Raw genomic sequence first — 11718 nt, 5'->3', positions numbered from 1 at the left:
CTGCTGTAATAGTTTTTCTGCGACTTTGTTGTTTTTGCGCAGGCGTGATGATTGCCATCCCTGTTATTTATATTGCTGGCTTTTTATAAGTGCATTAAAGGATATAGTCAGAAAGAACCAAAAGCGCAAATGACGAAGCGGTGAAATAAAGCATAGCCGATTGCTAAACTTCGCTGAAACCCAATTAGCAAGTAAGCAATTGCTAAGTTTGTTGATTAAATTATTGTTTTATTGAGTTTTTATTGTGATTTGTTGACTTTTATTAGTGCAGGTAATGAAGCGGAGAATGCGAGAGATCACAAATTTCAGCGCTGGATTAGCTTTTTTATTTATTAAATGTGAGGGCGCGATAACACTCTGTTCATGCTATTTTCGCAACTGGGTAATAGAAGCGTTGCTGAATTTTTGAATAATACAAAAGCATGATTTTTTCTCTATTGGATAACGCCTTTCAGGAAATGCCCTACGACATTCGTACTATTTTTTTTACGTGTTTATTATTTTCAGAAAGGCAGTATAGAACAGGCGGGATTTTTTACCGGGGCAATTATTAATAAATATTATTGCATGAGGTCAAAAATTTACTGACGCCGCATCGCCTGGATCTCAATGGCAATGGCGATGCGATCGTCCACCACCAGCGCAAAGCGATCCATCTTATATGCGGAACGGGAGATGGCGGTGGTAGCATGCAGCGCGATCGCCTCGTCCGGCAGACGATCGAGCGTGGCTTCGAGGATCACCGGGCGGCTGAGATCCCGGACGGTGAGAGTGCCGAACGCGCGGTAATGATCGTCCTTAACCTTCACCACCCGGGTGCTGGTAAAGGTGATCGTCGGGTAGCGGGCGGCGTCAAAGAACATATCGCTTTTCAACTGCCAGGTGAGCAGATTGTTGGAGGCCTGAAGCGTAGCGACCGGCACCGACACCCGGATGCGATCGTCAAATTCATTGTCCGGGTTCAGCGTGACCGTCCCCGTCACCCCCTGAAGATGCGCCCAGGAGGGTATGCCGCCGAAGGCGCGCCACGACAGCTTGATGGCGGTCTTCTGCGTGTCGATGGCATAGACGACGGGGGCGGCGTAAAGCGACGGACAAACGAGCGTGAAGACCAGCAGAAGAATGCGGCGCAGCATTGGGGGCTCTCCCTTTCACAGGTTGCAAGTTAACGCATCAGCGCGCAGGCTTGTTTGGTGTAAGAGGGGTGTTGCCCTGCGTGAGAATAAGCGTAGAAACAGGGAAGCGCGTCGGCAAGGGGTAGCAGGATCCTTCCCCGCATCGCGGGTAAAAGAGCGAACCGGCTTGCCAGATACCCGGGGCAATCTGAATATCTTAACGGAGGGGTTATGTCGTTCCTTGAAGAACTGGATGCAAAAGTCAAAGCCCAGAGTGGGCTTATCGTCTCGTGTCAGCCGGTGCCGCACAGCCCGCTGGATAAGCCGGAGATTGTCGCGGCCATGGCGCTGGCGGCGGAGCAGGCGGGAGCCGTAGCGCTGCGCATTGAAGGTATTAAAAACCTGCGGGCGGTGCGTGCCGTGGTGAGCGTGCCGATAATTGGCATTGTGAAACGCGATCTGCCCGACTCTCCGGTACGCATTACGCCCTGGCTGGAGGATGTGGATGTTCTGGCAGAAGTAGGGGCCAGCATTATTGCTTTTGACGGTACGCAGCGCCCGCGCCCGGTACCGATTGACGCTCTGCTTGCCCGCATCCGTCACCATCAGCTGACGGCAATGGCAGACTGCTCCTCGCAGGAGGACGGGCTGTATTGCTACCAGCTTGGGGTTGAGCTGATCGGCACCACGCTGTCGGGCTACACCTCAGAGGTGACGCCCACGGCCCCGGATCTGGCGCTGGTATCGAGCCTGAGTCAGGCCGGGTGCCGGGTGGTGGCCGAGGGGCGTTACAATTCACCGGAACTGGCGGCGCAGGCCATTGAACATGGGGCATGGGCCGTGACGGTCGGTTCCGCCATCACCCGGCTGGAGCATATCTGTCAGTGGTATCGGGACGCATTACAGAGGGCGTCAGAATGAGCCCAAACGGCATTATTGCGCGCTGACTGATCTTCACATCACGCGTCATCTTCATGACTTGTCAGGCGTGCCCCGCGCGGACAGTATCCCATCTTCAAGCCGGGTCATTTTCATCTCCCGAGTACAAGTCTTATCGTCGCGAGGCTATTTTTCCCGCCATAGCTACGCTTTACCATCACATTATTGCGACACACACGATAAACGACGGAGAGATTATGAAAGCCATTGCCATTACCCGTTCTGCCCCTGACAACATCGCGTTCCTGCAGGATATCGAATTGCCGCAGCCGCAAGCGACAGGACACGATCTGCTGATTGAAGTGAAAGCTATCTCCGTAAACCCGGTAGATACCAAGGTCCGCGCCGGTTTTACCGGCGATACGCCGCGCGTTCTCGGCTGGGATGCTGTAGGCGTGGTGGCAGCGGTGGGCGAGGCGGTAACACTTTTCGCGCCCGGGGATGAAGTCTGGTATGCCGGTGCGCTGGGACGGCCTGGCAGCAACAGCGAGTTTCAGCTGGTGGACGAGCGCATTGTCGCCCTGAAGCCCAAAACCCTGGATAACGCCTCCGCTGCCGCGATGCCGTTAACCGCCATCACCGCGTGGGAGATGTTGTTCGATCGCCTGGGCATTCAGGAGCAGGGTAATGAAGGCGATACGCTGCTGGTTGTCGGCGCGGCGGGCGGGGTGGGGTCGATTCTGGTGCAGCTGGCGCGCAAGCTGACAAAAATGACTGTAGTAGGTACGGCGTCACGCCCGGAAAGCCAGCAGTGGGTGCGGGAAGCGGGGGCGCATCACGTTATCGATCATAGCAAACCGCTGTCGGAAGAACTGGCCGCCGCGGGCATCAAAGAGGTCACTCATGTCGCCAGCCTGACCCATACCGCAGCGCACTATGATGAGATTATTAAGGCGCTAGCACCGCAGGGCAAACTGGCGCTGATCGACGATCCCGATACGCTGGACGCCCGTCCGCTGAAAGCAAAAAGCATCTCCCTGCACTGGGAGTTTATGTTCACACGGTCCATGTTTGAAACCGCCGATATGATTGCCCAGCACCAGCTGCTGACCCGCGTGGCAAATCTCATTGACGAGCAGGTGCTTACCACGACGCTGGGTGAGCATTACGGGGCGATTACGGCGGCGAATGTGCAGAAGGCCCATGCGCAGCTCGAGACCGGGCGTGCGGTCGGGAAGATTGTACTGGAGGGGTTCTGAGATGGCCTCCTCTGACATCATCTCGCTTATAGCGGTTCTGAAGGCGAAGCCCGGCAAACGTGACGCGCTGAAGACGGCCTTACAGGCGCTGCTGCTGCCGACCCGTCAGGAGCCAGGCAACGTTGAGTATCAGCTGTTTCAGCTGCGCGACACGCCGGACTGTTTTTACGTCCGGGAAGCCTGGCGAGGCCAGGAGGCATTAGAGGCTCACATTGCGCTGCCCCATTTCCAGGCTTTTATCCTGCAGATGGATGAATTGCTGGCGGAGCCGCTGCGGCTGGATTACCTGACGGCGGTAGAGCCTTAAGGATTCTGTTGAGGGACGCAGGGAAGGTTGGAGTACTGGAATAGAGGGACAGTAGTAACAAAAAAGCCCGCATTGCGGGCTTTCAGGACTTTGTATCAGGCTCTGGTGACCATCAACAAAGAATTTTGGTGGAGCTGGCGGGAGTTGAACCCGCGTCCGAAATTTCTACATCCTCGGTACTACATGCTTAGTCAGTCTTTACATTCGCTGGCCAGCTGCGGACGGACACGCCACTGACAAACTAGCCTGATTAGTTTTAACGCTTCAACCCCAGGCAGGGCCTCCACGCGATCTCTTTTGGGTTTGACCTCTCTTTGATCCCCGTCTTAAGAGCGGAAGCTAGGGAGAGAGGGCTCTTAGCAGGTTATTAAGCTGCTAAAGCGTAGTTTTCGTCGTTTGCGACTATTTTTTTGCGGCTTTTTACGAGGCAAACCGCCCCTCGGCATGCACCTTGGGTTTCGCAAATCCCGTCGAATCCAGAATCAGCCCCAATAGTGTTACAGCAAGTATACCAGAATTTGCAGACCGGTTACCACCCCGGAACGCTAACTTATTGAATCGCTCAATAAGTATCCGGAAATTAACGGCCTGCGTGCTTCATGATGCGCGCTTTATCGACCTGCCACTCGCGATCTTTCACATCGTTACGCTTGTCGTGCTGCTTCTTACCTTTTGCTACGCCGATTTTCACTTTGCACCAGGCGTTCTTCCAGTACAGCGACAGGGCGAGCACGGTGTAACCTTCGCGGTTGATACGCCCGAAGAGCGAATCCAGCTCACGTTTGTTCAGCAGCAGCTTACGGGTGCGGGTCGGATCGCAAACGTAGTGAGAAGAGGCGACCGTCAGCGGCTGAAAGTTCGCGCCAAACAGAAAGGCTTCGCCATCTTTAAAGATCACGTAGCTGTCACCGATGTTGGCTTTACCCGCGCGCAGCGATTTAACTTCCCAGCCCTGCAGCGCAAGGCCAGCTTCGAATTCTTCTTCGATGAAATACTCGTGGCGGGCACGCTTGTTGAGCGCAATGGTTGCCGAGCCAGGTTTATGTGCTTTTTTCTTCGTCATAAGTGTCGTAAAGCCGTAGGTAATCTGATGTCAAAAAGTCACCTCATTGCGTCCTGTGAGGTCTAACGCGCTATATTAGCATGAGATAAGGCTCAGCGTTTTTTTAACAGGTGATAAATGTTATTATTTGTTGGTTGTTTGATCAGGAAAAATGTTATGCCTCAGATTAGTCGTACTGCGCTTGTCCCTTACAGTGTGGAACAGATGTACCAGTTAGTGAATGACGTACAGTCATATCCGCAGTTTATCCCGGGGTGCACCGGGAGCCGCGTGCTGGAGTCAGGCCCGACGCAAATGACGGCGGCAGTGGATGTCTCCAAGGCCGGGATCAGCAAAACGTTCACTACCCGTAACACGCTGACCAATAACCAGAGTATTCTGATGCATCTGGTGGATGGTCCTTTCAAAAAACTGATGGGTGGATGGAAGTTCGTTCCGCTGAGTGCCGATGCCTGCCGGATCGAATTCCATCTCGACTTCGAGTTTACCAACGCCCTGATTGAGCTGGCGTTTGGCCGCATATTCAAAGAGCTGGCGGCCAATATGGTTCAGGCGTTCACCGTGCGCGCCAAAGAGGTCTACAGTGCAGCCTGAGATCGTGGTGGAAGTGGCTTACGCGTTGCCGGAAAAGCAGTATCTGCAGCGCGTTACGCTGGAAGAGGGGGCGACCGTTGAAGAGGCGATCCATGCTTCTGGCCTGCTGACCTTGCGAAGCGATATCGATCTGGCGAAAAACAAAGTTGGCATTTACAGCCGTCCGGTGAAGCTAACCGATACCCTGAAAGATGGCGATCGGGTCGAGATTTACCGTCCGCTGATTGCCGATCCAAAAGAGCTGCGTCGTCAGCGTGCGGAGAAAGCGGCTAAATAAGCGGGTTTACCCGGCGGCGCTACGCTTACCGGGGCTACAGGCAGCGAGAGAAACAAAAAAGGTGCTCATTGAGCACCTTTTGGATTTCTGAAACCTTACTCGTTGGTGAGTGCTGGTTTGTTGTCGATATTGGTCAGAACGCCGCTGCTGTTGAAAGTCAGCGTCAGGGTCTGCTGCGACACGTTTTCATGGCCCGGTTGCTGGCGGAAGACGTAGAACCAAGTGTTGGTGCCGAATGGATCGGACATCATCGGTGTGCCCAGGGCATAAGCGACCTGCTGTTGCGTCATACCGACGCGAATTTTAGACACATCGTTTGGTGCGAGATAGTTCCCCTGGTTGATGTCAGGGCGGTAAACCACTTTTTCCAGCGTGGAGCAGCCTGCGGTCATCATCAGAAGAACCGCTGCGGCAGCGGTCAGCGTTTTACAGCGCATAGTGATTTGATTCCTTTTCGGGCCCGGGCAATACGCGACGGCTCATATGTAATATGCCGATGATAATAGACCTTTCACCACATTAAAACCTCTGGCGGCCGGTCTGTCGGCGTTTTTATTGTTCTGTATGACCCTGAGATACCGAAAAAGTTTACGCAGCCAGCAGTTCTTTCGCATTCGCCAGCGTATTGCGGGTGACTTCGCTGCCGCCCAGCAGACGGGCCAGCTCCTGCAGACGGGCGCGCTTGTCCAGCGGCTGCATGTGCGTTTCGGTCATCTCGCCATCGGTCTCTTTGCTGACAAAGAAGTGATGGTGGCCGCAACCGGCAACCTGCGGCAGGTGGGTCACACACATGACCTGGGTGGACTCGCCAAGCTGACGCAGCAGTTTACCGACCACCGCCGCGGTCGGGCCGCTGATACCAACGTCCACTTCATCGAAGATCAGCGCCGGGGTTTCCATTTTCTTCGCGGTGATCACCTGAATCGCCAGGGCAATACGCGACAGCTCACCGCCCGACGCGACCCGTGAGATAGGCTGCAGCGGTTGCCCCGGGTTGGTGGTGACCCGGAATTCAATGCGGTCTGCGCCTTCAGCCGTCAGGTGGTTGGCTTCGAACTTGACATCAATGGTGAAGACGCCGTGAGGCATCGACAACAGATGCATGCTCTCGGTGATGTGCTGGCTCAGCTCCTGAGCATAGCGCTGACGGACATTGTGCAGCTGCGTCGCCGTTTCCAGAGCCTGCTTATGATGGACGCTGACGGCCAGAGAGAGGGTCTCCAGCGAGTCGGCCTGATCGTCGAGCTGATTCTGCTCATCAAGCAGGGACTGGTGAAAATTGGGCAACTCTTCAGGTGAAATGTGGTGCTTGCGCGCAAGGGAGATCTGACGCGAAATACGCTGTTCCAGCTCGAACAGGCGGTTAGGGTCCAGATCCAGTCGCTCGCAGTAGTGGCGCAGCTCGTCGCTGGCTTCGGAGATCTGAATCGCCGCCTCTTCCAGCATATCGAGCATGCCAGAGACTTTGCTGTCCATACCGGCCAGTTCCGTCACGAGCTGGCGTACGGCATACAGCTGGCTTTGCAGATTCACATCTTCGCCATCGGCCAGCAAATTCAGCGCCTGCTGGCTGGTGGAGAGCAGCTGGCCGCTGTTGGCCAGGCGCTTGTACTCTTCGTCAATCTGCTCAAACTCTCCCGCCTGCGGGCTGAATTCGTTTAACTCTTTCAGCTGATAGGCCAGCAGTTCGGCGCGGGCCGCGCGTTCCTGGCTCTGCTGTTGGTGCAGCGCCAGTTCGCGGCAGCTTTGATGCCACTGACGATAGTGAGCAGCCATCAGCTGCATCAGCGCAGACTCACCGGCGTAGCCGTCGAGCAGCGATTTCTGCTGTTCAGGTTTGATAAGCTGCTGATGGGCATGCTGGCCGTGGATCTGGATTAACAGCTGGCCCAACTCGCGTAGTTGGGAGAGCGGCACCGCGGTACCGTTGATAAAGCCACGGGAGCGGCCATCACTGTTGAGAACACGGCGAAGTAAGCACTCACGTCCGTCTTCAAGCTGGTTTTCTTCAAGCCAGCGCAGCGCGGCGGGAGTGTCCTTGAGGGAAAAACGGGCGCACAGATCGGCGCGGCTGGCACCGGCGCGTACCATGCTGCCATCAGCACGACCGCCAAGGCAGAGCCCCAGCGCGTCAATCGCAATAGATTTACCGGCCCCGGTCTCCCCGGTGATAGCCGTCATACCGCTGTTGAAATCAATTTCGAGCTCACGAACGATGGCGAAGTTGCTGATGGTCAGTTGTGCCAGCATAAACGTTTTCCTGTATGAAAAACCATAACTGTGTTTGTGTACAGTATAATCTGGTTTTTTATACAGTAAAGTGCTGGATGCTATTTCAGAACAATTTTTTCGACCAGCCGAGCTTGGAGCTTAATGTGTTGAAATAGCTGTAATCTTTAGGGTGAATAAGATTCAGGTGATAATCGCAGCGGCGGATCAGCACATCTTCACCTTCCTGAATAGGCAGTGCGATTTGGCTGTCGCAGCTGATCTCCAGGTCGTTGCGGCGGTGGGAAAAGCGCAGACGGATGGTGCTGCTGCTGTTAATCACCAGCGGGCGGGCTGAAAGGGTATGCGGGAACATCGGTACCAGGGTGATGGCATCCAGCGAAGGCGTCAGGATCGGGCCGCCCGCCGAGAGTGAGTAGGCTGTCGAGCCGGTCGGCGTCGATATGATCAGCCCATCGGAGCGCTGCGAGAAGGCAAATATTTCGTCGATATAGACTTCAAACTCAATCATATGCGCCACTTTGCCTGGGTGCAGCACCACTTCGTTGATAGCGGTACTGATCCGCTTCTGGCAATCCTGCTGGCAGACCTGCGCCTCCAGTAAAAAGCGTTTTTCAGTGATGTAGTGGCCTTCCAGCACGTCGGCGAGCTGCTGCTGGGCATTATCCGGGTCGAGGTCGGTCAAAAAGCCCAGGTTGCCACGGTTGATGCCAATGACTTTAATATCGTAACGGGCGAGGGTACGGGCGGCGCCCAGCATATTGCCGTCGCCACCGACCACCACGGCCAGGTCGGCCTGCTGTCCGATTTCCGCCAGCGTGCCGGTTTTAACGTTTGTTAACTGCAGCTCCTGAGCAATTTGCTGTTCCACAATCACGTCATAATTTTTGGCGCACAGCCAGCGATAGAGCATTTCATGTGTCGTCAACGCAGTAGGGTGACGTGGATGACCGACAATTCCAATACACTTGAAATGGTTGCTCATTTTCTGAAGGTCCTTGTGCGAATGAATGATGACAATGTGGCTTGTTCCCTTGAATCCCGGAAACTGATCCCCATAATAAGCGAAGTTAGCGAGTTGAATGCAGAAAAACGCGGAGAAATTCATGAGTAGTAAAGAACAGAAAACGCCTGAGGGGCAAGCCCCGGAAGAAATTATCACGGAGCAGCACGAAGAGGTTGAGGCTGTAGAGGCTGAGGCTGGTGCTGAGCAGGTGGATCCGCGCGATGAAAAAATTGCGAATCTGGAAGCGCAGTTAGCTGAAGCCCAGAACCGCGAGCGCGATGGCATCCTGCGTATCAAAGCAGAAATGGAAAACCTGCGTCGCCGTACCGAGCTGGACGTTGAAAAAGCGCATAAATTTGCGCTGGAAGAATTTGTCAACGAACTGCTGCCGGTTATCGACAGCCTGGATCGCGCGCTGGAAGTAGCGGATAAAGCGAACCCGGATATGGCACCGATGGTTGAAGGGATTGAGCTGACGCTGAAATCCATGCTCGACGTGGTGAAGAAGTTCGGTGTGGAAGTGGTTGCCGATACCAACGTACCGATGGATCCGAACGTGCATCAGGCCATTGCGATGGTGGAATCTGAGGACGTGGCTGCCGGCAACGTGCTGATGGTGATGCAGAAAGGCTATACCCTGAACGGTCGTACCATTCGCGCGGCGATGGTCTCCGTGGCGAAAGCAAAGGCGTAATACGCCTCCCGTAGTGCCGGGTGGTGGCGTCGCCTCACCCGGCCTACAACATGTTACTCCGCGACGCTCTCCCTCAGCGGTTTGACCGGCACGACTTTGACCTGCTTAATCATATTGTCCTGCACATCCAGGATATCAATATCGTACTGACCAATCCGCACCCGCGTGCCCGCTGCCGGGATCTCCTCCAGCGCTTCCAGAATCATACCGTTGATGGTTCGGGCTTCCTCTTCCGGCATCTGCCAGTTAAAGGCTTTATTGAGTTCACGGACGTTCGCGCTGCCGTCAATCAGCACCGAGCCATCGTTTTGCGGCGTAACCTCTTCGGCAAGAGTAGGGGACATGGAGGTGGTGAAGTCGCCGACAATCTCCTCCAGAATATCTTCTACCGTCACCAGGCCCTGAATGTCGCCATATTCATCGACCACCAGACCCACTTTCTTTTTATTGCGCTGGAATTTAATCAGCTGGGTGCTGAGCGGTGTGCCTTCCGGGATGTAGTAAATCTCATCTGCCGCGCGCAGCATCACCTCTTTAGTGAACTCTTTTTTCTCGGTCATCAGACGATATGCTTCACGCACGCGCAGCATGCTGATGGTATCGTCCAGCGAATCACGGTACAGCACGATGCGGCCGTGCGGGGAGTGGGTCAGCTGGCGGACAATCGCTTTCCAGTCGTCGTTAATGTCGATACCGACGATCTCATTGCGCGGCACCATGATGTCGTCCACGCTCACCTTCTCCAGATCCAGCACCGACAGCAGCATATCCTGATTACGGCGGGAAATTTGCGAGCGCGATTCATGCACGATGGTGCGCAATTCATCTTTGCTCAGCGCACTGCTGATTGCCACATCCGCTTTAATGCCCACCATCCGCATCAGCACGCGCGTCACGCCGTTCAACAGCCAGACCAGCGGCATCATCAGAATTAGTAACGGCGCCAGCAGGAAGCTGCTGGGATAGGCGACCTTCTCGGGATAGAGGGCTGCGATGGTCTTCGGTAACACTTCAGCAAAGACCAGCACCACAAAGGTCAGCACCCCGGTGGCGATAGCGACCCCGGCGTTGCCGTAGAGACGCATGCCGACAATGGTGCCCAGTGCGGAGGCGAGAATGTTGACCAGGTTATTGCCGATAAGCACCAGGCTTATCAGGCGATCTGGCTTACGCAGCAGTTTTTCTACACGGCGAGCGGCACGGTTACCCTGTTTGGCGCGATGACGTAACCGGTAGCGGTTGAGCGTCATCATGCCGGTCTCCGAGCCGGAGAAATAGGCGGAGATAACCACCATGACGATCAGGGTAACGATCAGCGTGGTAGTGGAGATGTGTTCCAGGGGGAACTCCTTTGTTACTTAGCCGGCAAATTGCTGGATGACGCGGCTACCAAAATAGGCAAGGGTCAGGAGGCCTGCACCCGCCACGTTGAACCAGACCACGCGGCGACCGCGCCAGCCTTCATGATAATGGCCCCATAACAGGACAATATAGACAAACCACGCGATGATGGAGAGCACGGCCTTGTCGATATTCTCCATGCTGAAGAGATTGTGCATATAAAACAGGCCAGTGCTCAGGGTGAGCGTCAGCAATACTACGCCAACCTGAGTGATGTGGAACATCTTACGCTCAATGGTCATCAGCGGCGGCATCTCGTTGCTGAAGACCAGCTTTTTATTTTTGAGCTGGTAGTCAATCCAGGCCAGCTGCAGCGCGTACAGCGCGGCAATAATCAGCGTGGCATAAGAGAACAGCGACAGGCCAATATGCACCATCATGCCCGGGGTGGTCTCAAGGTGAGTAATAAACTCGTTCGGCATGAAGGTGGCAAAGGCCAGATTGATCAGCGCAAAGGCGTAGACAATGGGCAGCAGCAGCCAGCCGCGGTTTTTCGACGCCACGATAGTCATCACCGTACAGATCATCAGGCTGACCAGCGAGCCGACATTAAGCAGGCTCAGGTTCTGCCCGCTACCGTCGCCCGGCAAAATGCGCGCTTCGAGCGCAAAAGCGTGGCTTATCAACGCGATGACCGCCGACAAAATAGCCATTCGCCGCCAGCCACTGTTTTTTTGTAACAGGCCAGGAATGATCAGCGCAAGGCTGACAGAGTACGCGACGAGGGCGATCAAAGCGAAAACAGGCATATAGGTGTCGACAGTTGTCCTGATAAGAAAGAGATGCAGTATAACGTTACGTGAGGCGTGCTCCAACCGTTGCATAACAACAAAGGCGGCTTCATGTTATACTCCGGCAAAATTCTGTGTACGTGTCGCGCCAGCGACCTAACGT

Annotated in this window: 13 protein-coding genes and 1 other RNA gene; 6 read left to right on the top strand and 8 right to left on the bottom strand. The window is 54.8% G+C overall.

Annotated features, from left to right (window positions below; translation table 11 throughout):
- Positions 1 to 581: 581 nt before the first annotated feature.
- Positions 582 to 1136: a YceI family protein gene (locus GNG26_RS17015; protein WP_156239623.1), complete on the bottom strand. Its 555-nt coding sequence runs from the start codon at positions 1134 to 1136 to the stop codon at positions 582 to 584.
- A gap of 210 nt (positions 1137 to 1346) precedes the next feature.
- Between GNG26_RS17015 and GNG26_RS17010 the strand changes: the two genes are divergently transcribed.
- The 3 genes from GNG26_RS17010 (at position 1347) to GNG26_RS17000 (ending at position 3560) form a co-directional block, all read left to right on the top strand.
- On the top strand, positions 1347 to 2036 hold the full coding sequence (locus GNG26_RS17010; protein WP_156239622.1) for an N-acetylmannosamine-6-phosphate 2-epimerase: 690 nt from the start codon (positions 1347 to 1349) through the stop codon (positions 2034 to 2036).
- Positions 2037 to 2251: 215 nt separating this feature from the next.
- Entirely contained in the window at positions 2252 to 3253 is a 1002-nt protein-coding gene (locus GNG26_RS17005; RefSeq protein ID WP_103822590.1) for a zinc-binding alcohol dehydrogenase family protein, read from the top strand.
- Positions 3254 to 3269: 16 nt separating this feature from the next.
- A complete protein-coding gene (locus GNG26_RS17000) occupies positions 3270 to 3560 on the top strand; it encodes a putative quinol monooxygenase (protein WP_168194696.1) in 291 nt (96 codons plus the stop codon).
- Between the two features lie 126 nt (positions 3561 to 3686).
- Here the strand turns inward: GNG26_RS17000 and ssrA are convergent.
- Positions 3687 to 4050, bottom strand: a transfer-messenger RNA (tmRNA) gene (gene ssrA / locus GNG26_RS16995).
- A 90-nt stretch (positions 4051 to 4140) separates the two neighbouring features.
- Complete coding sequence (smpB, locus tag GNG26_RS16990) at positions 4141 to 4623, bottom strand: SsrA-binding protein SmpB (protein ID WP_103180795.1); 483 nt, start codon at positions 4621 to 4623, stop codon at positions 4141 to 4143.
- A gap of 156 nt (positions 4624 to 4779) precedes the next feature.
- On the opposite strand from smpB, the gene GNG26_RS16985 reads away from it, so the two are divergent.
- Together GNG26_RS16985 and GNG26_RS16980 are read left to right on the top strand one after the other, a co-directional pair.
- Positions 4780 to 5217, top strand: a complete 438-nt coding sequence (locus GNG26_RS16985; protein WP_197080107.1) for a type II toxin-antitoxin system RatA family toxin — start codon at positions 4780 to 4782, stop codon at positions 5215 to 5217.
- Positions 5207 to 5494, top strand: a complete 288-nt coding sequence (locus GNG26_RS16980) for an RnfH family protein (protein WP_168194457.1) — start codon at positions 5207 to 5209, stop codon at positions 5492 to 5494. The genes GNG26_RS16985 and GNG26_RS16980 overlap by 11 nt, the downstream gene beginning before the upstream one ends.
- A gap of 95 nt (positions 5495 to 5589) precedes the next feature.
- Here GNG26_RS16980 and bamE read toward each other — a convergent pair whose 3' ends face one another.
- The 3 genes from bamE to nadK form a co-directional block, all read right to left on the bottom strand.
- Positions 5590 to 5931 (bottom strand): outer membrane protein assembly factor BamE, encoded by a 342-nt coding sequence (gene bamE, locus GNG26_RS16975; protein ID WP_103822536.1) that lies wholly within the window; start codon positions 5929 to 5931, stop codon positions 5590 to 5592.
- Positions 5932 to 6082: 151 nt separating this feature from the next.
- Positions 6083 to 7744, bottom strand: coding sequence for a DNA repair protein RecN (gene recN, locus GNG26_RS16970; RefSeq protein ID WP_156239621.1), 1662 nt, complete (start codon positions 7742 to 7744; stop codon positions 6083 to 6085).
- Positions 7745 to 7829: 85 nt separating this feature from the next.
- Positions 7830 to 8708 (bottom strand): NAD(+) kinase, encoded by an 879-nt coding sequence (nadK, locus tag GNG26_RS16965; protein WP_103822534.1) that lies wholly within the window; start codon positions 8706 to 8708, stop codon positions 7830 to 7832.
- Between the two features lie 121 nt (positions 8709 to 8829).
- Here nadK and grpE point away from each other — a divergent pair, with 121 nt between their 5' ends.
- A complete protein-coding gene (gene grpE / locus GNG26_RS16960) occupies positions 8830 to 9423 on the top strand; it encodes a nucleotide exchange factor GrpE (RefSeq protein ID WP_156239620.1) in 594 nt (197 codons plus the stop codon).
- A 53-nt stretch (positions 9424 to 9476) separates the two neighbouring features.
- On the opposite strand, the gene GNG26_RS16955 is transcribed toward grpE, so the two are convergent.
- Positions 9477 to 10763, bottom strand: a complete 1287-nt coding sequence (locus tag GNG26_RS16955; protein ID WP_103822532.1) for an HlyC/CorC family transporter — start codon at positions 10761 to 10763, stop codon at positions 9477 to 9479.
- A gap of 18 nt (positions 10764 to 10781) precedes the next feature.
- The gene (locus GNG26_RS16950) at positions 10782 to 11573 is read right to left on the bottom strand and encodes an inner membrane protein YpjD (RefSeq protein ID WP_103180787.1); all 792 of its coding nucleotides are present in this window, start codon (positions 11571 to 11573) and stop codon (positions 10782 to 10784) included.
- Positions 11574 to 11718 lie beyond the last annotated feature (145 nt).

The organism is Leclercia sp. J807, from assembly GCF_009734465.1.
Lineage (GTDB): Bacteria > Pseudomonadota > Gammaproteobacteria > Enterobacterales > Enterobacteriaceae > Enterobacter.
The sequence above is the reverse complement of the archived record's forward strand: the minus strand, read 5'-3'. Positions and strand labels throughout refer to the sequence as shown.

Excerpts from the sequence above, each read along its gene's own strand:
- GNG26_RS17015 (WP_156239623.1), bottom strand. The coding sequence starts at position 1,136 with ATGCTGCGCCGCATTCTTCTGCTGGTCTTCACGCTCGTTTGTCCGTCG.
- GNG26_RS17010 (WP_156239622.1), top strand. The coding sequence starts at position 1,347 with ATGTCGTTCCTTGAAGAACTGGATGCAAAAGTCAAAGCCCAGAGTGGG.
- GNG26_RS17005 (WP_103822590.1), top strand. The coding sequence starts at position 2,252 with ATGAAAGCCATTGCCATTACCCGTTCTGCCCCTGACAACATCGCGTTC.
- smpB (WP_103180795.1), bottom strand. The coding sequence starts at position 4,623 with ATGACGAAGAAAAAAGCACATAAACCTGGCTCGGCAACCATTGCGCTC.
- GNG26_RS16985 (WP_197080107.1), top strand. The coding sequence starts at position 4,780 with ATGCCTCAGATTAGTCGTACTGCGCTTGTCCCTTACAGTGTGGAACAG.
- bamE (WP_103822536.1), bottom strand. The coding sequence starts at position 5,931 with ATGCGCTGTAAAACGCTGACCGCTGCCGCAGCGGTTCTTCTGATGATG.
- recN (WP_156239621.1), bottom strand. The coding sequence starts at position 7,744 with ATGCTGGCACAACTGACCATCAGCAACTTCGCCATCGTTCGTGAGCTC.
- nadK (WP_103822534.1), bottom strand. The coding sequence starts at position 8,708 with ATGAGCAACCATTTCAAGTGTATTGGAATTGTCGGTCATCCACGTCAC.
- grpE (WP_156239620.1), top strand. The coding sequence starts at position 8,830 with ATGAGTAGTAAAGAACAGAAAACGCCTGAGGGGCAAGCCCCGGAAGAA.
- GNG26_RS16950 (WP_103180787.1), bottom strand. The coding sequence starts at position 11,573 with ATGCCTGTTTTCGCTTTGATCGCCCTCGTCGCGTACTCTGTCAGCCTT.